This window comes from Curvibacter sp. GW821-FHT01G03 (assembly GCF_059422285.1).
Map to the genome: position 1 here is coordinate 80,236 of NZ_JBWKWP010000001.1, position 24,811 is coordinate 105,046.

The 24,811-nt window shown below is 63.8% G+C and carries 21 protein-coding genes; 8 read left to right on the forward strand and 13 right to left on the reverse strand.

Annotated features, from left to right (window positions below; genetic code table 11):
• Window positions 1–14: 14 nt before the first annotated feature.
• A complete protein-coding gene (gene ilvA / locus AC07VS_RS00385) occupies window positions 15–1,574 on the reverse strand; it encodes a threonine ammonia-lyase, biosynthetic (RefSeq protein ID WP_492347367.1) in 1,560 nt (519 codons plus the stop codon).
• Between the two features lie 305 nt (window positions 1,575–1,879).
• Between ilvA and AC07VS_RS00390 the strand changes: the two genes are divergently transcribed.
• Window positions 1,880–2,329 carry an OsmC family protein gene (locus AC07VS_RS00390; RefSeq protein ID WP_492347366.1) on the forward strand — a complete coding sequence of 150 codons (450 nt, stop codon included), beginning with the start codon at window positions 1,880–1,882 and terminating at the stop codon, window positions 2,327–2,329.
• A gap of 19 nt (window positions 2,330–2,348) precedes the next feature.
• Here the strand turns inward: AC07VS_RS00390 and coq7 are convergent, their stop codons facing one another.
• Entirely contained in the window at window positions 2,349–2,966 is a 618-nt protein-coding gene (coq7, locus tag AC07VS_RS00395; protein WP_027478459.1) for a 2-polyprenyl-3-methyl-6-methoxy-1,4-benzoquinone monooxygenase, read from the reverse strand.
• A 315-nt stretch (window positions 2,967–3,281) separates the two neighbouring features.
• Between coq7 and AC07VS_RS00400 the strand changes: the two genes are divergently transcribed.
• Window positions 3,282–4,421 carry a porin gene (locus AC07VS_RS00400; protein WP_494749936.1) on the forward strand — a complete coding sequence of 380 codons (1,140 nt, stop codon included), beginning with the start codon at window positions 3,282–3,284 and terminating at the stop codon, window positions 4,419–4,421.
• 272 nt (window positions 4,422–4,693) lie between these two features.
• Here the strand turns inward: AC07VS_RS00400 and AC07VS_RS00405 are convergent, their stop codons facing one another.
• The 9 genes from AC07VS_RS00405 to zwf form a co-directional block, all read right to left on the reverse strand.
• Complete coding sequence (locus AC07VS_RS00405) at window positions 4,694–5,722, reverse strand: ABC transporter ATP-binding protein (RefSeq protein WP_494749937.1); 1,029 nt, start codon at window positions 5,720–5,722, stop codon at window positions 4,694–4,696.
• Complete coding sequence (locus tag AC07VS_RS00410; RefSeq protein ID WP_494656579.1) at window positions 5,719–6,702, reverse strand: ABC transporter ATP-binding protein; 984 nt, start codon at window positions 6,700–6,702, stop codon at window positions 5,719–5,721. Before AC07VS_RS00410 ends, AC07VS_RS00405 begins: the two co-directional genes overlap by 4 nt.
• A gap of 22 nt (window positions 6,703–6,724) precedes the next feature.
• Entirely contained in the window at window positions 6,725–7,636 is a 912-nt protein-coding gene (locus tag AC07VS_RS00415) for an ABC transporter permease (RefSeq protein ID WP_492347362.1), read from the reverse strand.
• 69 nt (window positions 7,637–7,705) lie between these two features.
• A complete protein-coding gene (locus AC07VS_RS00420) occupies window positions 7,706–9,286 on the reverse strand; it encodes an ABC transporter substrate-binding protein (RefSeq protein ID WP_494749938.1) in 1,581 nt (526 codons plus the stop codon).
• A 65-nt stretch (window positions 9,287–9,351) separates the two neighbouring features.
• On the reverse strand, window positions 9,352–10,584 hold the full coding sequence (locus AC07VS_RS00425; RefSeq protein WP_492347360.1) for a M20 aminoacylase family protein: 1,233 nt from the start codon (window positions 10,582–10,584) through the stop codon (window positions 9,352–9,354).
• The gene (locus tag AC07VS_RS00430; RefSeq protein ID WP_492347359.1) at window positions 10,584–11,564 is read right to left on the reverse strand and encodes an ABC transporter permease; all 981 of its coding nucleotides are present in this window, start codon (window positions 11,562–11,564) and stop codon (window positions 10,584–10,586) included. The genes AC07VS_RS00425 and AC07VS_RS00430 overlap by 1 nt, the downstream gene beginning before the upstream one ends.
• 166 nt (window positions 11,565–11,730) lie before the next feature.
• Window positions 11,731–12,498 carry a DUF3047 domain-containing protein gene (locus AC07VS_RS00435; RefSeq protein ID WP_494749939.1) on the reverse strand — a complete coding sequence of 256 codons (768 nt, stop codon included), beginning with the start codon at window positions 12,496–12,498 and terminating at the stop codon, window positions 11,731–11,733.
• 168 nt (window positions 12,499–12,666) lie between these two features.
• On the reverse strand, window positions 12,667–13,512 hold the full coding sequence (locus AC07VS_RS00440; RefSeq protein ID WP_019576476.1) for a MurR/RpiR family transcriptional regulator: 846 nt from the start codon (window positions 13,510–13,512) through the stop codon (window positions 12,667–12,669).
• Window positions 13,513–13,647: 135 nt separating this feature from the next.
• Window positions 13,648–15,153, reverse strand: coding sequence for a glucose-6-phosphate dehydrogenase (gene zwf, locus AC07VS_RS00445; RefSeq protein WP_492347357.1), 1,506 nt, complete (start codon window positions 15,151–15,153; stop codon window positions 13,648–13,650).
• Window positions 15,154–15,310: 157 nt separating this feature from the next.
• Here zwf and tal point away from each other — a divergent pair, with 157 nt between their 5' ends.
• Window positions 15,311–16,258, forward strand: coding sequence for a transaldolase (gene tal / locus AC07VS_RS00450; RefSeq protein ID WP_492347356.1), 948 nt, complete (start codon window positions 15,311–15,313; stop codon window positions 16,256–16,258).
• Between the two features lie 65 nt (window positions 16,259–16,323).
• On the forward strand, window positions 16,324–17,910 hold the full coding sequence (gene pgi / locus AC07VS_RS00455) for a glucose-6-phosphate isomerase (protein ID WP_494749940.1): 1,587 nt from the start codon (window positions 16,324–16,326) through the stop codon (window positions 17,908–17,910).
• A gap of 22 nt (window positions 17,911–17,932) precedes the next feature.
• Here the strand turns inward: pgi and AC07VS_RS00460 are convergent, their stop codons facing one another.
• Both AC07VS_RS00460 and AC07VS_RS00465 read right to left on the reverse strand, forming a co-directional pair.
• A complete protein-coding gene (locus tag AC07VS_RS00460; RefSeq protein ID WP_492347354.1) occupies window positions 17,933–19,339 on the reverse strand; it encodes a sensor histidine kinase in 1,407 nt (468 codons plus the stop codon).
• An 11-nt stretch (window positions 19,340–19,350) separates the two neighbouring features.
• Window positions 19,351–20,073, reverse strand: coding sequence for a response regulator transcription factor (locus AC07VS_RS00465; protein WP_492347353.1), 723 nt, complete (start codon window positions 20,071–20,073; stop codon window positions 19,351–19,353).
• A 211-nt stretch (window positions 20,074–20,284) separates the two neighbouring features.
• Between AC07VS_RS00465 and AC07VS_RS00470 the strand changes: the two genes are divergently transcribed.
• From AC07VS_RS00470 to AC07VS_RS00485, 4 genes are all read left to right on the forward strand, one after another.
• Window positions 20,285–21,535, forward strand: coding sequence for an ABC transporter substrate-binding protein (locus AC07VS_RS00470; protein ID WP_492347352.1), 1,251 nt, complete (start codon window positions 20,285–20,287; stop codon window positions 21,533–21,535).
• Between the two features lie 133 nt (window positions 21,536–21,668).
• Window positions 21,669–22,934 carry a carbohydrate porin gene (locus AC07VS_RS00475; protein WP_494749941.1) on the forward strand — a complete coding sequence of 422 codons (1,266 nt, stop codon included), beginning with the start codon at window positions 21,669–21,671 and terminating at the stop codon, window positions 22,932–22,934.
• A 142-nt stretch (window positions 22,935–23,076) separates the two neighbouring features.
• Window positions 23,077–23,955: a carbohydrate ABC transporter permease gene (locus AC07VS_RS00480; protein WP_492347350.1), complete on the forward strand. Its 879-nt coding sequence runs from the start codon at window positions 23,077–23,079 to the stop codon at window positions 23,953–23,955.
• On the forward strand, window positions 23,945–24,802 hold the full coding sequence (locus AC07VS_RS00485) for a carbohydrate ABC transporter permease (protein WP_492347349.1): 858 nt from the start codon (window positions 23,945–23,947) through the stop codon (window positions 24,800–24,802). Before AC07VS_RS00480 ends, AC07VS_RS00485 begins: the two co-directional genes overlap by 11 nt.
• Window positions 24,803–24,811: the final 9 nt, after the last annotated feature.

The window sequence follows — 24,811 nt, forward strand, 5'->3', positions numbered from 1 at the left end:
CCGTGCCAGCATCGTCATTGCTGCAGGAACATGCGGTAGACCGGGTTCTGGGTTTCCTCGATGCAGGGGTAGCCCAGGCTGGCCAGGAAGCGGTCGAACGCCTTGTGATCGGCCGCAGGCACTTGCAGGCCGACCAGAATGCGGCCATAGTCGGCGCCCTGGTTGCGGTAGTGGAACAGGCTGATGTTCCAGTTGGGCTTCATGAGGCTCAGGAACTTCAGCAGCGCGCCCGGGCGCTCGGGGAACACGAAGCGCAGCAGGCGTTCATCCTGCGCCAGGGCCGAGTGGCCGCCCACCATGTGGCGGATGTGCTCCTTGGCCAGTTCGTCGTGCGTCAGGTCCAGGGCTTCAAAACCCTGCTTTTTGAAGTTCTTGGCAATCTTGGTCGATTCGCCCGGGCCGGTGGTGGTCAGGCCCACAAACACGTGGGCACGGGCCGAGTCGCTGATGCGGTAGTTGAATTCGGTGACATTGCGCGGGCCGCCGGGCAGGTTGCCGACGGTTTCGCAGAAGCGGCGGAAGCTGCCGCGTTCTTCGGGGATGGTGACGGCGAACAGGGCCTCACGCTCCTCACCCACTTCGGCTCGCTCGGCCACGAAGCGCAGGCGGTCGAAGTTCATGTTGGCGCCGCAAAGGATGGCGGCGTAGGTCTCACCCTTGGTCTTGTGGGTGGCGACGTACTGCTTGATCGCGGCCACGGCCAGGGCGCCGGCCGGTTCGACAATGCTGCGGGTGTCGACGAAGATGTCCTTGATGGCGGCGCACACGGCATCGGTGTCGACGGCGATGTAGTCGTCCACCAGGCTCTTGGCCACGCGGTAGGTCTCTTCGCCGACCAGCTTGACGGCCGTGCCATCCGAGAACAGGCCCACGTCAGGCAACGTGACGCGCTTCTTGGCGCTCACCGACTGCATCATGGCGTCTGAATCGTTCATCTGAACGCCGATCACCTTGATCTCGGGGCGCACCGCCTTGATGTAGTTGGCCACGCCCGAGATCAGGCCGCCACCGCCGATGGCCACGAACACCGCATCCAGGCGCCGCGAGCCCAGCCCTTGCAACTGGCGCAGGATCTCCATCGCGATGGTGCCCTGGCCAGCGATCACGTCGGGATCGTCAAAAGGGTGGACGAAGGTGAGGCCCTGCTTTTTCTCCAGTTCGACGGAGTGGCCGTAGGCGTCGGAGTAGCTGTCGCCGAACAAAACCACTTCGCCGCCCAGACCGCGCACGGCGTCGATCTTGAGTTGAGGGGTGGTGGTGGGCATCACAATCACGGCCCGGGTGCCCAGTTTGCGAGCGCTCATCGCCACGCCTTGGGCATGGTTGCCCGCAGAGGCGCAAATCACACCGCGCTTGAGTTGCTCGGGCGTGAGGTGGGCCATCTTGTTGTAGGCCCCGCGCAGCTTGAAGCTGAAGACCGGCTGCTGGTCTTCTCGCTTGAGCAGCACGGTGTTGTGCAAACGCTTGCTGAGGTTGCGCGCGGGCTCCAGCGCGGACTCGACGGCCACGTCATAGACGCGTGCGGTGAGGATTTTTTTGAGGTAATCGGCCGGTTTGAGTGCTTTGACGGTCATTGCGCTAAAGAGTGTAGATCGCGCGGGGCCTCAGACTGGCCGCATCAGACGTCAGGAAAGCCCCGGGCGGGCCCAGATCATAGGGCACCAAGAAAAAAGCCCCGAGTCGTGAGACTCGGGGCTAAATCCACCAAAGGAGGAGGTGGAGGAGACAATCGGTGCGTGAAGAACAGAGTTCGTTACGCGATGTAGGAAGTGTAGCGATAATTTGTTGCGATGCAACAAGGAATTTGTATCAACTTGCTGCTGGCTCAGAACTAGTAGCGAGATTGATCCACTATTAGCTGATTTGATGAGGTGATGGCATGGAATGCACAGTGAGTTGGACTGGCGCGGCAGGCACGCGTTCGGGCATGGGCTTTGTGGCGGAAACCGGCAGCGGTCACGCGGTGATGATGGATGGCGCGCCAGATGCTGCCAAGCCTGAAAACGGGGGCCAGAACCTGGCCCCTCGGCCCATGGAAATGGTGCTGGCGGGCACGGGGGGGTGCACGGCTTACGACGTGGTGCTGATCCTCAAGCGGGGACGTCACGATGTGCGGGGGTGTTCGGTCAAGCTCAGCAGCGAGCGCGCCGACACCGATCCCAAGGTGTTCACCAAGATCCACATGCAGTTCACAGTGACCGGGCGAGGCATTCCGTCGGCTGCGATCGAGCGCGCCATCGCCATGAGCCACGACAAATACTGCTCGGCCAGCATCATGCTGGGCAAGACGGCTGAAATCACCACCGGGTTCGACCTCGTCGAGGTCTGAGCCCAGGCGCTGCAGCCGCTCAGATGTAGTGGGCGGTGCGGGTCATCACCTTGGCGGCCAGGCGCATCAGTGCTTTCGCTGGCGGCGGCAGTTCCACTGCGCCTGCCATTTGGGCCTCGTGGGCGTGGCGCTCTTCATCCACCTTCATCTGCGCCACGATGGCGCGTGAGGCTTCGTCATCTGCGGGCAGGCGGTCCAGGTGACTTTGCAGGTGTTCTGCCACCTGTTTTTCGGTTTCAACCACGAAACCCAGGCTGACTGCATCACTGATGCGTCCGGCCACCAGTCCCAGGGTGAAAGCGCCGGCATACCAGAGCGGATTCAGAATACTCACCCGGTCGCCCAACTCGTCAAGGCGCTGTCGCGTCCAGGCCAGGTGGTCGGTTTCTTCGTGAGCTGCGCGCTCGAAATGGGCCTTCAGTGCAGGGTTGCGTGTGGACGCTGCCTGGGCCGTGTAAAGGGCCTGGGCACAGACCTCTCCGACATGATTCACCCGCATCAGGGCGGCAGACAGCGCCTTGTCCTCCGGGCGTTCAGGGCTGCGGTCCTCTGCACGGGCCGGGTGGGGGGTCGCGCTGTGATGTTTGGCGTACAGCGTGCGCAATACCGCATCAGCGGTGCTGAGGAAGCGATCCATGGCTAGTGTCGGGCTGAGATGTCAGTCCGTTCCAGTGTTGTCGGCAAATTGGGCTTGAAGTTTAGTCCGTTGGGGGATCTCGGTGTTTGATCCTGAGCAGGAATGGGCTTCGTCGTTTTGTTGCACAGGTGCAACGAAATCGCCAGACAGGTCCGGTTTGGGGGTTATTTCCTTTGCGTGGATGCCGCACGTCTGTTGCAATAGCGAGAACTTCCATCAAGGAGGTTGGCCCGGGGAACCGGCGGATCGCAGTTGTGGCAGCACCCTGCGGTTCTTCGAACCGGCGCCCTATGTTTAACCTTGGAGAAACTCGCAATGAAAAAATCCCTGATTGCACTGGCAGTGCTGGCTGCTTCCGGCGCCGCTATGGCTCAATCTTCTGTGACCCTGTTCGGCGTTCTGGACCTGGGCTACGAAAACGTCAAGACCCAAGCTGGCCGCGTTTCCGGCATCTCTCCTTCGGCTAACAGCTCCAGCCGTCTGGGCTTCAAGGGCACCGAAGACCTGGGTGGCGGCCTGGCCGCTTCCTTCCACCTGGAAGCCGCTCTGAACCCCGCTTCGGGCATCGGCTCTTCGGGCACCTCCACCAAGAACCAAGGCGCTGACGTTGCCGCTGGTGGCCTGACCTTCAACCGTCGTTCCACCCTGAGCCTGTCGGGCAACTTCGGTGAACTGCGCATCGGCCGCGACTACACTCCGTCGTTCTGGAACACCGCTGTGTTCGACCCGTTCGGTGCTAACAGCGTTGGCGCTACCCTGGCCAACTACTCTGGCAACGGCCTGGGCCCGACTTTCGTTCGCGCTTCGAACTCCATCGGCTACTTCCTGCCGGGCAACCTGGGCGGTTTCTACGGCCAAGGCATGTACGCTTTCGGCAACCGCGCTGACAACGAAGTCACCGGCGGTCTGGACACCTCCAAGAACGGCACCTACACCGGCGGCCGTATCGGCTACGCTCAAGGCCCGATCGATGTGGCTGTTGCTTATGCCAAGACCAAGTACGCCAACGGCCGTACCGTTGACACTGGCCTGGGCTTCGCTACCACCACTGCTGGCGATTTCACCGACACCAACATCGGCGCTTCCTATGACTTCGGCGTTGCCAAGGCCATGGGTACCATCACCAACCAAAAGATCGCTACTGCTACCGGCGACAAGGCTGTCAAGGGCTGGTCCATCGGTGCTAACGCTCCCGTGGGCGCTGGCAACGTGCTGGCTCAGTACAGCGCTATCAAGCTGGACGGCGGCAAGTCTGACAAGTGGTCCTTCGGCTACACCTACAACCTGAGCAAGCGCACTGCCGTGTACGGTATCTTCGCTCGCGTCGGCAACTCTGGTGGCGCTGTCACCACCGCTGGCTCGTTCAGCTCGGGTTCGCTGAGCGCCGTTTCGGGTGCTGTGAACGCCAACCAATCGTCGACCGGCTTCGGCGTGGGTCTGCGTACCTCCTTCTAATTGGTGGCTGGCGTAAGCCAGCTTCTGATCAGAGATCAACCCTGCTGCGGCAACGCAGCGGGGTTTTTGCTTTCTGAAGCCAGTGTCGGATGCCGGAGTCAAGGCAAGAGGGATGAGCTGACACCCGGAGCTCAGACAGGACAGCATGGGCGGCCCGGTGGCGCTGTGATGTGGGGGCGCAATTGGGGGTGATCAGGCCTGACGTGTCTCGTTTCAAGACAGCGAGAGAACGCTTGCCAAAACGAAATGGCGATAGCTTGTCAGTTAGGCTGTTAAAGCCGGTTTTCCGCTACAGCGTGGCAGGCCACCCAATGGCCCTCGCCCAGAACTTGCCACGCTGGCCGTTCGCTCTTGCAGCGCTCATTGGCATGGGGGCAGCGCGGGTGGAAGGTGCAGCCACCCGGAGGGTTGAGCGGATTGGGCACCTCACCCTGCACAGGCGTACGCGCTCGCCCGGTTTGGCGCATCTCGGGAATGGCGTCGAGCAGCATGCGGGTGTAAGGGTGACGCGGGGCCGCAAACAAGGTGTGTTTGTCAGCCCGTTCCACCAACCGACCCAGGTACATGACCCCCACTTCATCGCTGACGTGTCGCACCACGGCCAGGTTGTGGGAGATGAACAGATAGGTCAGACCACGCTCTCGCTGCAGGTCTTTCATGATGTTCAACACCTGGGCCTGCACGCTCACGTCCAGGGCAGAGGTGGGTTCGTCACACACCAGAAACTCTGGTTCGGTGGCCAACGCGCGGGCGATCGAGATCCGCTGGCGTTGCCCGCCGGAGAATTGGTGCGGGTATTTGGGCATGTCCAGGGCGCTGAGTCCAACAGACTTCAGCAGGCCTCCAACGCGCTCGCGCAGTTCGGCTTCACCAGTGACCAAGCCATGTTCCCTCAGCGGCTCACCAATGATGGCCTCGACCGTCCAGCGTGGGTTGAGGCTGGCGTAGGGATCCTGAAAGATCATCTGGATGCGACGACGCAGCAGGCGCCCGGAGGGCTTCTTGAACTCGGCATGGGCATTTTGCCCGTCGAAGCTCATGTGGCCCCGGGTGGGTTCATACAGACCCACCAGCAGGCGGGCCACCGTGCTTTTGCCGCAGCCGGACTCACCCACCAGGGCCAGGGTCCGTCCGCGCTCGATGTCAAAACTCACGCCGTCGACTGCATTCAGCAATTGCCTGGGTTTGCCTTCCAGCACCCGATTCAGCCAGGGCGCTGAGACATCAAAGGTCTTGGCCAGATCGTGGGCCTGCACCAGCGGTGCGGAGGTTCTGGACGTGTTGGGGGCGGGGCTGCTCATGCCGGGTCTCCATGGGGCGCTTGCGGTGCGTGCAGCCAGCAGGCGGCCTGGGTGCCTGAGGTGGACATCAGTTCGGGGCGTTCGGTGCGGCAGCGGGCGAACACTTGCGGGCAGCGGGGGTTGTAGGCACAGCCGGTGGGGATCGCGTTCAGGCGGGGCATGGCACCGTCGATCTGGTTGAGTCGCTCGCGATCGACGGCCATGTCCGGGATCGAGGCCATCAGGCCTGCGGTGTAAGGGTGATTCGGGTGGTTGATGACCTCGTGCACGGGGCCGGTCTCGACAATGCGGCCGGCGTACATCACCGCCACCCGGTCGCAGGTTTCGGCGATCACGCCCATGTCATGGGTGATCAGCATGACGGCGGCACCGCGTTCGTGGCAAATATTCTTGAGCAAGGTGATGATCTGGGCCTGGATCGACACATCCAGCGCGGTGGTGGGTTCGTCCGCCACGATCAGCTGCGGTTGGGCCGCCAATGCCAGCGCGATCACCACGCGTTGCCGCATGCCACCGCTGAACTGGTGGGGATAGTGTTCGATGCGTTGCTCGGCCGCAGGAATGCCTGTGTCCTTGAGCAACTCGATGGCTCGCTTGCGGGCCTCTGCATGGTTGACCGGGAGGTGCGTCTGGATGGTTTCCATCAGCTGGTGGCCCACGGTATAGAGTGGGTTCAGGGACGTCAGGGGGTCCTGAAAGATGGCCCCGATGCGGCGCCCCCGGATGCTGCGCATCTGTTCAAAGTTGAGATTGTCGATGCGTTCGCCCTGCAAGATGATCTCGCCCGATGCAATGCGACCTGGGGGCTCCAGCAGCCCGATGATGGAGGCGCCCGTCAATGACTTGCCGGCCCCCGATTCACCCACCACACCCAGGATCTCGCCTGGGGCGATCTCGAAGGACACGTGGTCCAGTGCGCGCAGCGTACCGCGCCGCCCGGGGAATTCCACCACCAGGTCTTTGACTTGTAGAAGACTCATGTTTGCCTCGGCCTTGGCCAGCTCATCGCAGGCGCGGGTTCAGCGCGTCGCGCAACCAATCGCCCAGCAGGTTCACGCTCAGTGCAATCAGCACCAGCATCAGACCGGGAAAGACGGTAATCCACCATTCGCCAGAGAAAAGATAGTCGTTGCCGACGCGGATCAAGGTGCCCAGTGAGGGGGAGGTGGGCGGGGCGCCCACCCCCAGAAACGACAGCGTGGCTTCGGTGATGATGGCCGTGGCCACCTGGATGGTGGCCAGCACCAGCACCGGTCCCAGCACGTTGGGCAGCACGTGGCGGACCATGATGCGCCAGGGCGACACCCCCGTCACCCGCGCCGCTTGCACGTATTCCTTGTTTCGCTCGACCAGGGTCGAGCCGCGCACGGTTCGCGCATATTGCACCCAGCCGGTGAGTGAGATCGACAGGATCAGTACCCCGAACGCCAGCGATTCGTGGGCATTGGGAAACAGCGCCCGGCCCACCCCGGCAATCAGCAGGGCCACGAGGATGGGCGGAAACGACAGCATCACGTCACACAAACGCATCAGCAAGGCGTCGATCCAGCCACCGCGAAATCCTGACAACAGGCCCAGGGCCACACCCAGGGCCATCGACAGAAAAACCGAGGCAATGCCTACCACCAGCGAAATCCGGGCGCCATAAATGACGGCCGACAGAATGTCCCGCCCCTGGTCATCGGTGCCCAGCAGGTACTTGGAGACCCCGTCGGGGCGCCAACTGGGCGGCAACCGTGCATCACTGAGTTCCAGTGCGCTCAGGTCAAAGGGGTTGTGTGGCGACACCCAGCCGGCAAAGGCGGCACAGAAGACGCAGACGAAGGCGATCAGCGCCGCCACCACGGCCACCGGAGAGCTCCGGAAGCTGTGGCCGACGTCGCTGTCAAGCCAGCGTACCAGGGGATTTTTCATGTTCTGACGCTCAGAGCCCCAGCCCGTGCAGGGGCTGGGGGGGGGGCGGATGACCGTTGGACTGCCTGCTTACTTGGCAATGCTCATCCACTTGAAGGGCATGAAGTTGTCGGCCAATTGCACCAGTTGCACCTTCTTGCTCACGCCCCAGGCCAGCGATTGCTGGTGCAGCGGGATGTGGCCCACGTCGGCGTTGTGGATTTCAAAAGCCTCGCGGATCATCGCGTTGCGCTTGGTTTTGTCGGTCTCGGCCTGGATCTTCTTGGTCAGGTCGTCGACCTTGGGGTTGCAATACGCGCCCAGATTGAACTGACCGGCCCCCTTGTCGTCCACGCAGGCCACCAACGCATTGAGCGCGTTGTGCGAGTCGTAGGTGGAGGGCGTCCAGCCCAGCATGTAGAACGAGGTGTCTCGGCGCAGGATCTTCGGGAAGTAGGTGCCCTTGGTCTCGGCCTGCAGGTTGATCTTCACGTTGATGCGGGCCAGGTTGGCGGCCACGGCCTGGCAGATGCGGGCGTCGTTCACATACCGGTCGTTGGGGCAGTTCATCGACACTTCAAAGCCACTGGGGTAACCCGCTTCGGCCATCAGCTTCTTGGCCGCTTCCACGTCATACGGCAGGCGCTTCATGTCAGGCTGAAAGCCATTGATGCCCGGGCCCACCAGCAGGGCCGAAGGATTCGAGGCGCCGCGCATCACAGTCTTCTTGATGCCGTCGATGTCGATGGCCTGGTAGAAGGCCTGGCGCACGCGCTTGTCCTTGAACGGGTTTTTGCCCTTGACGTTGGAGTACAGCAGTTCGTCGCGCTTCTGGTCCATGCCCAGGAAGATGGTGCGCAGTTCGGGGCCGGTGATGGCGCGGGTGTTGGGGCTGCTGTTCACGCGTTCGATGTCTTGCACCGGCACGGGTTCCATCACGTCGACCTCGCCAGACAGCAAGGCGGCCACGCGCGTGGCATCGTTGCCGATGGGGGTGTAGATGATGTCGGTGGCATTGCTCTCGTTCTTGCCCCAGTAGCTGCCATTGCGCGAGAAGGTGGTGCGCACATTGGGTTGGCGCTCACGCAGGCGCCAAGGACCTGTGCCATTGGCGCGGAACGACGCCGCGTTTTCAATGCCCTTGCGGCGGTCCACCGGGCCCACAGCCTGGTTTGCCTCGCACCATTTCTTGCTCATGATGTACACCAGCGACACCACATCGGGCAGGATGGGGAAGGGCGTCTTGGTTTCGATCTCGACCACATGGTCATTGATCTTGCGCACCTCTTTGAAGTCGTTCGTGTAGCTCTTCATGTCCGAGCCGTCCATCTGGGTGCGCTTGAACGAGAACAGCACGTCATCGGCCGTGAAGGGCGAGCCATCGTGAAACTGAACCCCCTGGCGCAATTCAAAACGCCACACGGTGGGGGAGGTCTGCTTCCAGGCCGTGGCCAGCATCGGTGCCAGGCTCAGGTCCTTGTTGCGCCCCACCAAGGGCTCGTAGACGTTACCGGTCACGCTCAACTGCAGCGACTCGTTGAGCGAGTGCGGGTCCATTGACAGCGAATCCCCCTGGTTGGCGACTCGGATGGTCACGCTCTGGGCGGCCACAGAGCTTGCCCCCAGGGCCAGGGCGGCAGTCAGCGACAGGACTTGAAGATTGAATTTCATCGGAAGCTCCTCGGATAGAGAGTCTTTGAACGCAGTTGCGGGGTGAAAAGATCAGGTGAAGGCCATCAAACGGCAGCGGTCAAGGGCATGCCTTGTTCGATCAGTCCCGCGTGCAGGGCCGAACCCAACGGCAGGATCTCGTCATTGAAGTCGTAGCGGTTGTTGTGCAGGTAGCCGCTGCTGTGCGAGGTGCCCTGCCCGATGCGAAAGTAGGCACCGGGTTTGACCTGCAACATGAAGGAGAAGTCTTCGGCCCCCATGCTCGGCTCCAGGTCCCGCACCACGTGGTCCTTGCCCACCAGGTGCTGGGCGACGTCACCGGCAAAGCGGGCTTCGGCCTCACTGTTGATGGTGGCGGGGTAGATGCGCTCGTAGTTCACGCTGGCCGTGGCGCCAAAACCCATGGCGATGCCGCTGCAAAGCTCGTTCAGGCGGCGCTCCACCAGGTCTTGCACCTCGGGTGAGAAGGTGCGCACCGTGCCCACCAGCGTCGCTTTGGAAGGGATCACGCTCATGGCACCCAGATCGCCCGCTTGCAGCGCGCAAAGGCTGATCACCGCACTGTCAATGCCACGCACATTGCGCGACACGATGCTTTGCACCGACGTGATGATGTGGCCGGCCACCAGCACCGGATCGATCGTCTGGTAGGCATGGGCCCCATGCCCGCCGCGCCCATTGACCTCAATGGTGATGCGGTCGGCGGCGGCCATCATGGGGCCTGGGTTGATGCCGATGGTGCCTGCCGCCATGCCCGGCCAGTTGTGCATGCCGTACACCGACTCGACCGGAAAGCGCTCGAACAACCCGTCGTCGATCATGGCCTTGGCGCCCGCGTAGCCTTCTTCACCCGGTTGAAAGATCAGAACGGCAGAACCATTGAAGCGCCGGGTTTCGGCCAGGTAGCGGGCGGCGCCGATCAGCATGGCGGTGTGTCCGTCGTGCCCGCAACCGTGCATCAGCCCGCTCTTGGTGGAGCGCCAGGCAAAGTCGTTGTGCTCGGCCATGGGCAGGGCATCCATGTCGGCGCGCAGGCCCATCAGCCGCCCGCTGTCGCGGCGCTGACCATGGATCACGGCCACCACGCCGGTCTTGCCCAGGCCTTCATGGATCTCGTCGACCCCGCACAGCTTCAGGGCCTCGCGCACGCGGGCGCTGGTGTACACCTCTTCAAAGCCCAGCTCAGGGTGGGCATGCAGGTCACGGCGAAAGGCAGTCAGCTCGGGGTGGAAGCGGGCAATGTGCTCAAACGCGCGGCCGGTGGCACGCAGACGAGGTACGCCGGTGTCGGTTTTCATCAATGACCTCCGGAGCGGCCGGTCCGCAGGCGCGGATCAACCAGGAAATACAACAAATCCACCACCAGGTTGATCACCACAAAGATCAGGGCAATCAGGCACAGGTAGGCCGCCATCACCGGGATGTCGGCAAACGTCACGGCCTGGATGAACAGCAAGCCCATGCCGGGCCACTGGAAGACCGTCTCGGTGATGATGGAAAACGCAATCAGCGAGCCCAGTTGAAGGCCTGTGATGGTGATCACCGGCACCAGGGTGTTTTTCAGCGCGTGGCCGAAGTGGATGGTGCGGTTGGACAGGCCGCGGGCCCGTGCAAATTTGATGTAGTCGGTGCGCAGCACCTCCAGCATCTCGGCGCGCACCAGGCGCATGATCAGTGTCAGCTGGAAGATCGCCAGCGTGATCGACGGCAACACCAGGTGGTGCCAGCCATCCACCGTCAGCAGGCCGGTGCTCCACCAGCCCAGGCTGACTGTCTCGCCGCGTCCGAAGCTCGGAAACCAGCCCAAGCCCACCGAAAAGCCCAGGATCAGCAAGATGCCGATCAGAAAGGTGGGCAGTGACACGCCCAGCAGCGAGACCGTCATCAGCAACTGGCTGCCGAAGCTGCCCCGGCGCAGTGCGGCGTAAACCCCCATCGGCACCCCGATCGCCACGGCCAGCACCGCGGCCACCAGGGCCAGCTCCAGCGTGGCCGGAAAGCGCTCGCCAATCAGGCGCGACACCTTGGCGCCCTGGCGCAGGCTCAGGCCGAACTCGCCCTGGGCTGCGTTGAGCAGAAAACGCCAGAACTGCACCACAAAGGATTGGTCCAGCCCCAGAGATGTGCGCAATTCCCGGATCTGGTCAGGCGTCGCGTCCTGCCCCAGCAGGAACACCACCGGATCCCCGACGAACTGGAACAGCATGAAGGCGATCAGGGCCACGGTGATCATCACCAGTACGGCCTGAGCCAGTCGACGCAGAATGAAGGCGAACATCAGAAATTGGTAACAACCAGCAGGTATTGAATGAACATGCTAGCAGAGCAATTCCTGTGCCGATACAGGGAATCCCATCACGCGAGTGGGCCCCTGTTGCCCTTTATGATGCCGCCCCCCGAACCATGGAGCGCTCACTGAATGAAGTGTTCAGTGGCGGTGGTTTTCAGGGCTTGGCGGTGGGCTTCAACTGCAACTGCACCGGCCCATACCAGGCCTGGCTGTGGGAGCGGGTGTTGTCGGTGTCGGTCATGATGGCCACCCCGATCAAGGGGCCGGGGGCCTCGCCGAAGCAGCGTTGGTAGTCCGCCCGGATGTCACGCTCATAGTTCAACCACTGTCCCAGGTGGGTCGGGCCCGATTCGAGCACGATCTTGCGGATCCGGTCCGATCGCGGGCTGTTCAAGGTGCTGTCCTGAGGCAATTTGTTGCTCCACACATAGACCAGCGTGGCATAGGGCAAATCTTCGCCCGTCAGGGCACGCGCCAGTTCGGACATCATCGCGTTGCGCGTGGACAGCTTGCTGCGGTCGCCGTCAAAGGCCAGCATCACGCGCACCGGCGAGTCGTCGGCATCACGCTGTGTCATGTCGGCATCGGTGATCAGGGCCGGCACCTTCCAGGAAAACTTCAAGGCGCCCAGTCGCTCGGGTTCCACCCGCAACACCTGGCGCAGCAGGCTGGCCGAGGAGTCAGCCTGGGCCTCCACCGCGTCGCGTCCGTCCAGGCGCTGGTACTGGAAGTGGGTGATCTGCTTGCCCGGGAAGTGGTGGTTGCGCCAGGGCAGCGGCGCCAGGCCCTCGGGCTGCGAGGCCTGGGCCCAAGGGGATTGGGTGACCGCCTCGGCCGGGTAATCGTGCTCATGCCCGGTCTGGGTGGGTGCCAGGCTGCAGCCGGTCAGCGCGCTGACCAATGCGGTCGCGCCCCACACCATGACTGACTTCCAGCGGAGGCCAGGGAGGGCTCCAGACCTGATGCACCGAAGAGATTTGTTGTCCACGCCACACACTCCGTTGAGCTGGAGGGCCATCCAGCAGCTCCAGTTGATGCCTGCAGCTTGAAGACCGTGTGACGGCCTCCGACCGCGTTCCGGGTTCTGCGCTCAGGCGTATCGCTTGTTGCGCAGATTGTTCTTCATTTCCTTGAGCAGGGGCTGCAAGGGGCTGCCGATGCGCAATGCTACGCAGGTGGCCACCACGTCGATGATCATCAGGTGCAACAGGCGCGACACCATGGGGCTGTAGCGGTCATAGCCTTCAGGGTGGTCGGCGGCCAGGTGGATGTGCCCGGCCGAAGCCAGCGGCGAGCCACTGGCGGTGATCACGATGGTGGTGGCGCCGTTCTTGCGCGCAATGTCGGCCGCGTCCATCAGGTCGCGGGTGCGGCCCGAGTTGGAGATGATCACCACGCAATCGCCCGGGCCCAGCAGTGAGGCGCTCATCACCTGCATGTGGCCATCGCTGTAGGCAATCGAGGTGATGCCCAGGCGGAAGAACTTGTGCTGCGCGTCCTGCGCCACGATGCCCGAGTTGCCCACGCCGAAAAATTCAATGCGGCGCCCCGTCTTGTAGGTGCCGGCAATCGCTTCGGCGGCGCGCTCGAGGGCTGTGGTGCTGGCGTCGTTGCGGTACTTCAGGAAGGCCGCCACGGTGTTGTCGATCACCTTCACCAGCACATCGCTGGTCTTGTCGTCGGCATCCACGCTGCGGTGGATGAAGGGCACGCCCTCGCTCACGCTGCCGGCCAGCTTGAGCTTGAAATCAGACAGTCCGTCGTAACCCATGCTGCGGCAAAAGCGCACCACCGTCGGTTTGCTGACGTGGGCCCGGTACGACAACTCACTGACCGGCAGGTTGGCAAAGGCCCGGGGGTCGCTCAGAACCAACTGGGCCACCCGCTGCTCTGCCGGCGCCAGAGAGGACATGGAGGCTTTGATGCGGTCTAGCATGGCAGTGGACTTTCAGTGAGCAAAAAAACAGCGGATTCATGTCGTCAACCATTCAGGGTACAACAAGAATCCGCCTTCCATCCAGGCCTGGGTCGGCTTTTGCGCGTGATCGCGGCGGCTCAGAACAGCTTCTTCTCAGGCCTCTTCGCTCCAGCAATGGCCGTCACGCGCGATCATGGCGCTGGCGGCACTGGGTCCCCAGGTGCCTGCGGCGTAGGGGCGGGGGGGCATCTGGCCGGCCTGCCAGTGCTCCAGGATCGGTTGTACCCATTGCCAGGCCTCTTCCTGCTCGTCGCTGCGCACGAACAGGTTCAGCCGGCCGTCAATCACGTCAAGCAGCAGGCGCTCGTAAGCACCGACCCGCTCGTTGCCGAAGCGCTTGTCGAAATCCAGATCCAACTGCACCGGCGCCAGCGTCTGCGTGGCCCCGGTGCTCGAGGCCGTGGTGTTGCGCTGGGTTCGCCCTTCGGCCAGCAGGTGCAGCTCCAGCCCGTCGCGCGGCTGCAGGTTGATCACCAGCTTGTTGGCGGCACCGATCGGGGCCTTGAAGATCGGGTGCGGTGTGGGGCGGAAGTTGACCGTGATGTGGGCCTCCCGCGCCGCCAGCCGCTTGCCGGTGCGGATGTAGAAAGGCACGCCGGCCCAGCGCCAGTTCTCGATCTCGGTGCGCAAGGCCACGTAAGTCTCGGTGTCGCTGTCGGTCGGTACGCCGGCCTCGTCCAGGTAGCCTGGAACGGCCTTGCCGTGGCGTGAGCCGGCGCTGTACTGGCCCCGGATCACGTGTTGTGTCAGGGTCTCGGGCGTCCAGGCCTTGAGTGAGCGCAGCACTTTCAGCTTTTCGTCGCGGATCGCATCGGCGTGGGCATTGATCGGCGGCTCCATGGCGATCGCGCACAGCAACTGCAAGGCATGGTTCTGCACCATGTCGCGCAGGGCGCCCGTGCTGTCATAGAACTGGCCGCGCTTTTCCACCCCCAGGTCTTCGGCGATCGTGATCTGGATGTTGGCGATGTTCTCGCGCCGCCACAGCGGCTCGAACAAGGCGTTGCCAAAACGCAGCGCAAACAGGTTCTGCACCGCGGGCTTGCCCAGGTAATGGTCGATGCGGAAGATCTGCCGCTCGCCAAAGGCACGCCCCACGGCCGCATTGATCGCGCGGTTGGAGGCCAGGTCGTGGCCCAGGGGTTTTTCGAGCACCACCCGGGTGCGCGGGGTGTTCAGGCCCGCTGCAGCCAACTGCTCGACCACGGTGGTGAACAGGGCGGGCGCCGTGGCCACGTACATCACCACCGTGGCGGCATCGCGCTCGGCCAGTGTGCTGGCCAGTGCCTGGTAGTCCTCGGGTTGGGACAGGTCCATGCGCACGTAGTGAAGCAAGGCCGCAAAACGCGCGAACTCTTCGGGGTTGGGCTGCTTCGGGCCGTCAACTTCGCGAAAGCGTGTCTCGATCAGACTGCGATATTGTTCGTCTGTGAGTTTGTCACGAGCGACGCCTATGATCCGACCGCCATCTGGCAGCGAACCATGTCGGAACGCCTGGAACAGGGCAGGCATCAGCTTGCGCCAAGCCAGGTCGCCGGTGCCGCCAAACAGGATCAGGTCGAAGCTCGCAGGCTTCACAATGTCAGGGGTGCTTTGCATGGCTCGGTAATGTAATTTGGTTTCGTAACTGAGTTTCTTGGTTTTTCCTGAAAACGCCAGGAAATTTGCAGTTCTTGTATTTTGTATTGAGATGTCGATGTAATCAAGTTACCATTTCGGCTTTGCGGGCATGAACAAGATTTTTTTTCAGGATGCCATGAACCAACTCGACGCACTTCGCCAGTTCACCACGGTGGTGGCCGATACCGGTGACTTCAAGCAACTGGGCGCTTTCCGCCCGCAAGATGCCACAACCAATCCTTCCCTGATCCTCAAGGCCGTGCAAAAGCCTGAGTATCAGCCGCTGCTGGCCCAGACCGTGCAGCATTTCCGTGACCGTCCCCTGGACGAGATCATGGACCGCCTGCTGGTGGCCTTCGGCCGCGAAATCCTGGCCCTGATCCCGGGGCGGGTCTCCACCGAAGTCGATGCCCGCCTGAGCTTTGACACGGCGGCCACCGTGGCCCGGGCCGAACGCCTGATCGAGCTCTACCAGGCCGCTGGCCTGCCCACCGACCGGGTGCTGATCAAGATCGCAGCCACCTGGGAAGGCATCCAGGCGGCGGCCCAGTTGGAGCGCAAGGGCATCCACACCAACCTCACCCTGTTGTTCTCGTTCTGCCAGGCCGTGGCTTGCGGCCAGGCGCGGGTGCAATTGATCTCTCCCTTTGTGGGCCGCATCTACGACTGGTACAAGAAGTCGGCGGGCGCCCAGTGGGACGAAGCGGCTTCTTCAGGGGCCAATGACCCGGGCGTGCAGTCGGTTCGCAAGATCTACGAGTACTACAAGCATTTCGGCATTGCCACCGAAGTGATGGGCGCCAGCTTCCGCAACCTGGGCCAGATCACCGCATTGGCTGGTTGTGACTTGCTCACCATCGCGCCCGATCTGCTGGCCCAGTTGGCGGCCAGTGAGGCGCCGCTTGTCCGCTCGCTCGACGCCGAGGCCGCCAAATCGCTGCCGCTGAACCCGATCCAGTACGACGAAGCCAGTTTCCGTTTTGCCCTCAACGAAGATGCCATGGCCACCGAAAAGCTGGCCGAAGGCATCCGGGCCTTTGCGGCTGATGCCATCAAACTCGAAAAGCTGATGCTCGCGGTTTGAGGCCTCCCTGGGCCCGGTCTTGCGCCGGGCCATCCGATGTTCGACCCGACCCACTCAAGGACTGTATGAAACAGCGACTTCGCTGCGACGAGACCCCTGCCTGGCCCCAACTGCTGTCGTACTTCGAGCAGCACGGGCGTCACTTTGACGTGCGTGCCGATTTCGAACGCGATCCGGCGCGTTTTTCACGCTTCAGCCTGAGCGCGCCGCATGTTTTTGCCGATCTCTCGAAGAACCGAATCGACGCCCAGGCCGAGGCCTTGCTGATGCAGCTGGCGCGTGAGACCGGGCTGGAGGCGCACCGCGATGCGATGCTGGCAGGTGAGGCCATCAACAGCACGGAGGGCCGGGCGGTCATGCACCACCTGCTGCGCAATCAGCACTGCACGGATCCGGATGGGGCGGTGCTGCCGGTGTTCCAGGGGACCGTGGCCGATGCGGCCATGCCCGACGTCAATAGCACCTTGCGCGACATGCTGGCCTTTGCCGAGAGCGTACGGGCCGACACCCAGATCACCGACATCGTGAACATCGGCATTGGTGGCTCCGACCTGGGGCCGCAGATGGCCGTGGTGGCCCTGCAGGCGCATGCGCTGCCGGGCAAGCGATTCCACTTTGTCTCGAATGTCGATGGCGATGAGCTGGGCGAGGTGCTGGAGCAGATCGACCCGGCGCACACCCTGTTCCTGGTGGCCTCCAAGACTTTCACCACCCGCGAGACCATGACCAACGCCCACAGTGCGCGGCGTTGGTTTCTTGAGCAGGGCGGGGCAGATCTGGCACGCCACTTCGTGGCACTGACCACCAACCTGGAGGCCGCCCAGGCCTTTGGTATCCGCACCACCTTCGGCTTTCGGGACTGGGTGGGGGGGCGCTATTCGATGTGGTCGGCCATTGGCCTGCCGCTGGCCATCGCCATCGGGGCCCCCGGCTTCCAGGCCCTGCTGGGCGGTGCCCACGCCATGGACCTGCACTTTGCCCAGACGCCACTGGAGCGCAACCTGCCGGTGCGCCTGGGCCTGCTCGATGTCTGGTACCGCAACTTTCATGGCTTTGCCAGCCGCAGCGTGGCGCCTTACCACCACGGCTTGCGCCGTCTGCCCGCCTACCTGCAGCAGCTTGAGATGGAGAGCAACGGCAAGCGGGTCGACCTGCAGGGGCGCAGCCTGGGCTTCAGCACCTCGCCCGTGGTCTGGGGCGAGCCCGGCACCAATGGCCAACATGCTTTCTTCCAGATGATCCATCAGGGCACCGACGTCGTGCCCGTCGAGTTCATCGCCGTGCGCGAGCCGGCGCATGACCTGCCGGGCCACCATGCCCAGCTGGTGGCCAACGCCCTGGCCCAGGCCCAGGCCCTGTTGCAGGGGCGCAGTGATGCCGGCGGACACCGGCACTTTCCGGGCAACCGACCCAGCACCTTCTTTGTGCTGGAGCGCATGGACCCGGCCACCCTGGGCGCGCTGGTGGCGCTATACGAGCACCGTGTCTTCGTCAGTGGTTCGGTGTGGGGCATCAACAGCTTTGACCAATGGGGGGTCGAGCTGGGCAAGCAATTGGCCCAAGACATCCAGCCCCGCCTGGCCACGGGCGATGTGCGCGGGCTGGACGCGTCCACGGCCGGTCTGCTGCGCCAGTTCCGTCCGCGTTTCTGACGCCTTCAGAAAAACGCTGGCTTCAGCCCACCGGCAGGCGCAGGCCCACCTGCAGCCCGTGCGGCTGCAGCGTTTGGGCAAAGACCTGGCCGCGGTGGCGTTGGGCAATCTCTTCGACGATGGCCAGCCCCAGGCCGCAACCGCCCGCCTTCTCGCTGCCCCGCCAGAAGCGCTGGAACAGATGGGGCAATTGCTCCTCGGGCACACCAGGTCCGTTGTCCTCGACGGACAGTTCAACCTGAGCCGGGCCCTGCGGACGCACCCGCACGGTCACCACACTGCCGGGGCCGGCATAGTGCAAGGCGTTGTCCAGCAGATTGCTCAAGGCCTCGCGCAGCAGCAATGGGTTGCCTGGCAGGCTCAGATGCTCTTCCCCCTCGTAGCCCAGGTCCACGCCAGCGGCCAGGGCCCGGGCGGTCCAGTCACGGGCCACCTCGCGGGCCAGGTTGGGCAGGTCCAGCGGTTGCAGCTCCACTGTCGTCTCTGAACGTGCCAGTTGCAGCAACTGGTGCACCAGGTGGGCACTGCGCTGGGCTGCGGCACGCACCTTGATCAGGCGCTCTCGGGCCGGCGAGTCCTGCATCTCGTGCAGGGCCAGGTCGGTTTGCCCGATCAGGCCGGCCAGGGGGGTGCGCAGCTGGTGGGCGGCGTCGTTGAGAAACTGCTTTTCCTTGACCTGCCCCTTGGCCACCGCCGCCAGCAGGCGGTTGATGGTGCTGGCCAGCGAATGCACCTCTTGCGGTGCGGTGCTCAGGGCCACGCTGGGCAGGGGCTCGTGGCCGGGTTGCGGGCTGGCGCCGATCAGTTCGATCTCGGCCTCCAGCCGCTTCAGCGGGCGCAGGCCCCGCAGCACCCCGGCATAGACCAGTGCACTCAGCACCAGACCCATCAGCCCCATGGGCAGCAGGATCTTTTCCAGCAACTCGTGGGCGATGCGCTCGCGCACCGTCAGGCTCTGGGCCACCTGCACGCGCAGGCGCTGCTTGCTGCCCGGCGAGCCGTAATCCACCTCCAGGGACACCACGCGCACCGGGCGTTCATCCACCACCCCCGCGTAGAGCACGGCTTCGCCGGGCTCGGCCTGGGCCTTGTCGGCCGGGGGCGGCGGCAATTGCGCATTGCCCAGCAGGAAACGACCCGGGGGCGAGGACACCATGTAGCTGATGCGGTCGGCCGGGTCTTGCTCCAGGATGTCCTGGGCCGCCTTGGGAAAGTCCACCAGCAGCCCATCGCCGATCGGCTTGATCTGCCGCGCCAGGGCCTTGACCGACTGGGTCAGGCTCTGATCGATGCCGCGCTCGCCGTTTTCAAGGGCCACGCGCCAGGCCAGCACGCCCCCAGTCAACCACAGCACCAGTTGCGGCAGCAACAGCCACAGCAGCAACTGCCGTTTGAGGGAGACCCCGGGCAGGGGCGGCGGGCGGGCCATGGGGGGGCGCCTCAGGCCGGGGGCTTTTCAAGCATGTAGCCCAGGCCCCGGATGTTGCGGATGTTCAGGTTCGAGGGGTCCAGCTTCTTGCGCAGCCGATGCACATACACCTCAAGTGCATTCGAGTTCAAGGGCGCCGCTGCCTGACCCGGCTCGGGCGGCACCGCGCGCCAGGCGGCCAGCACGTCGTCACGGGTCACCACTTCGCCGCAGCGGTTGACCAGCAGCTCCAGCAGTTCCCATTCGCGCTGGGTCAGCTCGAGGGCTTCGTCGGCCAGGGTGGCCTCGCGGGTCTGGGGGTCGATGCGCAGCGGCCCCACGGTGCTCCAGTGGCCGGTGGCTCCCGCCGTGGCCTGCGAAAAGGCGGGCAGTCGGGCGCGCCGCAGCATGGCTTGCAGCCGGGCCTGCAGTTCGACCATGTTGAAAGGCTTGGTCATGTAGTCGTCGGCCCCGGCGTTCAGCCCCTGCACGCGGTCGTCCAGACCGTCGCGTGCCGTCAGGATCAGCACCGGCAGGCCGCTCAGCTTCTTGCGCGCCCAGGGCAGCAGGGTCAACCCGTCTTGTCCGGGCAGGCCCAGATCGAGAATCATGCCGTCGATGCCCTCGCGCCCGAGCACGGCCTGGGCTTCGGCCACGCTGCCCGCGCTGCGCACCGCATAGCCCAATTGCAGGAGTTGCCCGGTCAGGGCATCGAGCAGGAGTTCGTCGTCTTCAACGATCAGGATCGTGATCATCGTTTGAGCATATCAAAGGCCATGGCCTGAGCTGGTGGCTTTCTGGCCTGCTTTGCGCGGGCTGAGCGCAGGGGGCGACGCGGTGGGCCGGTCTCTTAGGGGTAAGTCCTGATGGGGGCATTCATTATTTTAATTAAATTAATGAACGCGATGCGGCGAGTGACACGCCCACGTGTGAGAGATGATCCAACACTACAAAGGAGATGAGGGCATGTTCAAGTTGTCGAAACTGGCCGCACTGGCGGTGGCTGCCGGCGCCGCGCTGTCGGTGCAAGCCGGTGAGGTGGAAGTCCTGCATTACTGGACTTCAGGTGGCGAAGCCAAATCGGCTGCCGAACTCAAGAAGATGATGCAGGCCAAGGGCCACACCTGGCGCGACTTCGCCGTGGCCGGCGGTGGTGGTGACAGCGCGATGACGGTGCTCAAGAGCCGCGTCGTGTCGGGCAACCCGCCTTCGGCCGCCCAGGTCAAGGGCCCAGCCATCCAGGAATGGGCCGCCGAAGGCGTGCTGGCCAACATGGACAGCGTGGCCAAGGCCGAGAAGTGGGACGAGTCGCTGCCCAAGGTCGTGGCCGACGTGATGAAGTACAAGGGCAGCTATGTGGCCGCACCGGTCAACGTGCACCGCGTGAATTGGCTGTGGGCCAGTTCCGACGCCCTCAAGAAGGCCGGCGTGGCCGCCATGCCCAAGACCTGGGACGAGTTCTTTGCCGCGGCCGACAAGCTCAAGGCAGCCGGCCTGGTCCCGGTGGCCCACGGGGGCCAGAACTGGCAGGACTTCACCACCTTCGAGTCGGTGGTGCTGGGCGTTGGGGGTGCCAAGTTCTACCAGGACGCCCTGGTCAAGCTCGACGACAAGGCCTTGGGCAGCGACACCATGAAGAAGTCGCTCGAAACCTTCCGCCGCGTCAAGTCGTACGTCGACCCCGGCTCGCCGGGGCGTGACTGGAACCTGGCCACCGCCATGCTGATCCAGGGCAAGGCGGGCTTCCAGTTGATGGGCGACTGGGCCAAGGGCGAATTCGTGGCCGCGGGCAAGGTGCCTGGCAAGGACTTCATGTGTGCCGCAGCCCCGGGCACGGCCAGCAGCTTCACCTTCAATGTGGACTCGTTCATCCTGTTCAAACTCAAGGAGGCCAGTGCCCAGAAGGCTCAGAGCGATCTGGCTGCGGCCATCATGAGCCCGGAGTTCCAGGAGGTGTTCAACCTCAACAAGGGCTCGATCCCGGTGCGCCTGGGCATGAAGATGGACAAGTTTGATGACTGCGCCAAGCTGTCCTCGAAAGACTTCGTCGAATCTGCCAAGGGTGGCGGGTTGGTGCCCAGCATCGCGCACGGCATGGCCGTGGCCCCAGCGGCCGAAGGTGCCCTCAAGGATGTGGTCAGCCAGTTCTGGAATGACGACAAGGTCAGCGTGGCCGACGCCATGAAGAAGATCGCTCAGGCCGCCAAGACGCGGTAAGCCCCGGGGCACGTTCCGCCCCATCCCCTTTCGCACAACCGTTCCCCGGCAGACCCGGCGGCCCAGGCCGACCGGTCGGGCGAAGCCATGCCCGGGCACGGCCAGAACACCTCTTGAATTCGGAGACCTAGACATGAACAAACATTCCCCCTCCCTGTGGCAACTGGCCCCTGCGGCCTTGCTGGCCTGCAGCGTGAGCGCTCAGGCGGCTGACCCGGCCCCCCTGTCAGAAGCCACCACCCAGCAGATCGAGGCTGTGGTCAAAAAGACCCTGGACGACAACGGCGTGCAGCTGTTCGGCTACGGCCGTGGCGGCTTCTACTCGGCTTCGGGCAATCAGCAAAAAGGCCAATACCAGCTCGGTGGCGACCTGCAGCATTACCGCCTGGGCAATGAGGGTGACAACTACATCGAGTTCGGCATCGGCAAGAAATGGGACCTCGGTGGCGGCCTGAAGTGGGGCACCTACTACATGCCCAAGGTGTACAACGGCAACACCGGCACGGCCCAGGTGTACGCCGACATCACCGGCCTGGAGTTCGCCCCTGACCTGACCCTGTGGGCCGGCCAGCGCTACCACCGTATCCAGGACATCCACATCCTGGACAACTGGCTGATGCAGGACGGTGACAACTACGGCGCCGGTGTGGATGGCATCCGCGTGGGCAGCAAGGCCCGCCTCAATCTGGCGGTCTACACCCAGGGCTCGTCAGACAACAGCAACGCCAGCAGCAACAATGCGCGCCGCGCCAACTTTCAGCTGCGCGACCTGCCGGTCAACCCGGGCGGTCGTCTGACCTTGACCGGCGCCACGATCAACGGGCGCTTCGGCATCGGCCAGAACGGTGGTGCCCTGGGCCTGTTGCACAACCAGGCCGACTTTCTGCTGCCGGGCCTGAACAACTCGCTGTTTGTCCAGACCTCCTCGGGCCACGCAGGCCTGGATGGCAAGTTTTACGGCCTGGACAACGCTGGGGTAGCCCAGGCCGGCGCCAAGCAAACCCGCATTGCCGAGATCATCGACTGGCAACTGGGTGCCTTCGGTGGCCAGGCGCTGGCCAGCTACCAGACGGTCGAACCGGACAACGCCGCCAAGTACAAGGACACCTCGATCGGGGGGCGCATGTCTTACGGTGTGGCGCGCAATGTGAAAGTACTGCTCGACGTGGGCATCACCTCGCGGGCCATCGATGGGCAAGCCACCCAGCACCTCAACAAGGGCACCCTGGCCGTGGCCTTCTCGCCCGACAACAAGTTCTGGACTCGTCCTGAATTTCGCGTCTACCTGAGCCGCTTCAACTGGAACACGGCCGCAGGCGCCGCCAACGCCGCCACCTTCGGTGCGGGTGGCCGCAGCAGTGCCACCACGGTGGGGGCACAGGTCGAGTACTGGTGGTAATCGGGTATGCCGGGGGCAGGGCGACTGCCCCCGGTCTGCGGGTTGGTTCTCCAAGGCGTGATCCGCCTTTTGATGCGGGAGCGCCTGGTGCTCCCGCCTTTTTTGCTTGAAGGGCCTTTGGCATGTCGATGCCCCGTGAGTCATGAAAAATTCCTTTGAAAACTGGCTGCCCCGCCTGGTGGTGGCCCCCGCCTTCGTGCTGGGCTTTGCCTTCATCTATGGCCTGATGGCCTGGAACGGCCTGCTCAGCCTGTCGGCCTCGCGCATGCTGCCCAACTACGAATGGGTGGGCCTGATGCAGTACGACAAACTCTGGGCCATGGACCGCTGGTGGCTGGCCCTGCAGAACCTGGCCATCTTCGGCGGCGGCTACGTGCTGGGCTCGCTGGCCATCGGCGTGGTGCTGGCCGTGCTGCTGGATCAGAAGATCCGCGCCGAAGGCGCCTTGCGCACCATCTACCTCTACCCCATGGCGCTGTCCTTCATCGTGACGGGCACGGCCTGGAAGTGGCTGCTCAACCCCGAGCAAGGTCTGCAGCAACTGGTGCGCGGCTGGGGTTTCGAGCATTTCACCTTCGACTGGCTGGTCAGCACCGATCACGCCATCTACTGTGTGGTGATCGCCGGCATCTGGCAGAGCGCGGGCTTTGCCATGGCCTTGTTCCTGGCCGGCCTGCGTGGGGTGGACGACAGCATCATCAAGGCCGCCCAGGTGGACGGCGCCTCGCTGCCCCGCATCTACTGGCGCATCGTGCTGCCGGCATTGCGCCCGGTGTTCTTCAGCACGCTGATGGTGCTGTCGCACCTGGCCATCAAGAGCTTCGACCTGGTCATGGCCCTGACCGCCGGTGGGCCCGGTTACGCCAGCGATGTGCCGGCCACCTTCATGTACACCATGTCCTTCTCACGCGGGCAGATCGGCCTGGGTGCCGCCAGCGCCACCATGATGCTGGCCACCGTGGCCGCCCTGGTGGTTCCCTACCTTTACAGCGAATTGCGGAGCAAGCCCCATGAGCGCTAAATCCTTGCTGGCGCGGCTGCTGGTCTACCTGACCTTGCTGGCTGCTGCCGTGTTCTTTTTGTTGCCGCTGTACGCCATGCTGGTGACCTCGCTCAAGACGGCCGAAGAGATCCGGGCCGGCGACCTGCTGGCCCTGCCCCAGTCGCTGAACTGGGCGTCCTGGTCCATCGCCTGGTCTCAGGCCTGCACCGGGGTGGACTGCAACGGCCTGCGGCCCTTCTTCTGGAACTCGGTCAGCATGGCCGTGCCGGCCGTGATGATCTCTACCGTGTGGGGCGCCCTGAACGGCTATGTGCTCAGCCTGTGGAAGTTCCGTGGCAGCGACACCTTGTTCGGCCTGCTGCTGTTCGGCGTGTTCATGCCCTTCCAGGTGGTGCTGCTGCCCATGAGCCAGGTGCTGGGCTGGCTGGGCATCTCCAGCTCGATCGGCGGCCTGATCCTGGTGCACTGCCTGGCGGGGCTGGCCGGCACCACGCTGTTCTTCCGCAACTACTACAGCGCCATTCCACGTGAACTGGTCAATGCAGCGCGCATCGACGGGGCCAGCTTCTGGCAGATCTTCTGGCGCATCGTGCTGCCGCTGTCCACCCCGATCGTGATGGTCACGCTGATCTGGCAGTTCACCAACATCTGGAACGACTTTCTGTTCGGTGTCACGTTCTCGGGCACCGACTCCAAGCCCATCACCGTGGGCCTGAACAACCTGGCCAACACGTCCAGCAGCGTCAAGGCCTACAACGTGGACATGGCGGCCGCCATCATCGCGGGCCTGCCGACCATGGCCATCTACGTGCTGGCAGGCAAATTTTTTGTGCGCGGGCTCACGGCCGGCGCGGTCAAGGGTTGAGAGGTAAGG

Excerpts from the sequence above, each read along its gene's own strand:
- AC07VS_RS00470 (WP_492347352.1), top strand. The coding sequence starts at position 20,285 with ATGTTCAAGTTGTCGAAACTGGCCGCACTGGCGGTGGCTGCCGGCGCC.
- AC07VS_RS00440 (WP_019576476.1), bottom strand. The coding sequence starts at position 13,512 with ATGCTAGACCGCATCAAAGCCTCCATGTCCTCTCTGGCGCCGGCAGAG.
- tal (WP_492347356.1), top strand. The coding sequence starts at position 15,311 with ATGAACCAACTCGACGCACTTCGCCAGTTCACCACGGTGGTGGCCGAT.
- AC07VS_RS00430 (WP_492347359.1), bottom strand. The coding sequence starts at position 11,564 with ATGTTCGCCTTCATTCTGCGTCGACTGGCTCAGGCCGTACTGGTGATG.
- AC07VS_RS00425 (WP_492347360.1), bottom strand. The coding sequence starts at position 10,584 with ATGAAAACCGACACCGGCGTACCTCGTCTGCGTGCCACCGGCCGCGCG.
- coq7 (WP_027478459.1), bottom strand. The coding sequence starts at position 2,966 with ATGGATCGCTTCCTCAGCACCGCTGATGCGGTATTGCGCACGCTGTAC.
- AC07VS_RS00415 (WP_492347362.1), bottom strand. The coding sequence starts at position 7,636 with ATGAAAAATCCCCTGGTACGCTGGCTTGACAGCGACGTCGGCCACAGC.
- pgi (WP_494749940.1), top strand. The coding sequence starts at position 16,324 with ATGAAACAGCGACTTCGCTGCGACGAGACCCCTGCCTGGCCCCAACTG.
- AC07VS_RS00410 (WP_494656579.1), bottom strand. The coding sequence starts at position 6,702 with ATGAGTCTTCTACAAGTCAAAGACCTGGTGGTGGAATTCCCCGGGCGG.
- AC07VS_RS00475 (WP_494749941.1), top strand. The coding sequence starts at position 21,669 with ATGAACAAACATTCCCCCTCCCTGTGGCAACTGGCCCCTGCGGCCTTG.
- zwf (WP_492347357.1), bottom strand. The coding sequence starts at position 15,153 with ATGCAAAGCACCCCTGACATTGTGAAGCCTGCGAGCTTCGACCTGATC.
- AC07VS_RS00480 (WP_492347350.1), top strand. The coding sequence starts at position 23,077 with ATGAAAAATTCCTTTGAAAACTGGCTGCCCCGCCTGGTGGTGGCCCCC.
- AC07VS_RS00435 (WP_494749939.1), bottom strand. The coding sequence starts at position 12,498 with ATGGTGTGGGGCGCGACCGCATTGGTCAGCGCGCTGACCGGCTGCAGC.
- AC07VS_RS00460 (WP_492347354.1), bottom strand. The coding sequence starts at position 19,339 with ATGGCCCGCCCGCCGCCCCTGCCCGGGGTCTCCCTCAAACGGCAGTTG.
- AC07VS_RS00390 (WP_492347366.1), top strand. The coding sequence starts at position 1,880 with ATGGAATGCACAGTGAGTTGGACTGGCGCGGCAGGCACGCGTTCGGGC.
- AC07VS_RS00400 (WP_494749936.1), top strand. The coding sequence starts at position 3,282 with ATGAAAAAATCCCTGATTGCACTGGCAGTGCTGGCTGCTTCCGGCGCC.
- AC07VS_RS00405 (WP_494749937.1), bottom strand. The coding sequence starts at position 5,722 with ATGAGCAGCCCCGCCCCCAACACGTCCAGAACCTCCGCACCGCTGGTG.
- AC07VS_RS00465 (WP_492347353.1), bottom strand. The coding sequence starts at position 20,073 with ATGATCACGATCCTGATCGTTGAAGACGACGAACTCCTGCTCGATGCC.
- AC07VS_RS00420 (WP_494749938.1), bottom strand. The coding sequence starts at position 9,286 with ATGAAATTCAATCTTCAAGTCCTGTCGCTGACTGCCGCCCTGGCCCTG.
- ilvA (WP_492347367.1), bottom strand. The coding sequence starts at position 1,574 with ATGACCGTCAAAGCACTCAAACCGGCCGATTACCTCAAAAAAATCCTC.
- AC07VS_RS00485 (WP_492347349.1), top strand. The coding sequence starts at position 23,945 with ATGAGCGCTAAATCCTTGCTGGCGCGGCTGCTGGTCTACCTGACCTTG.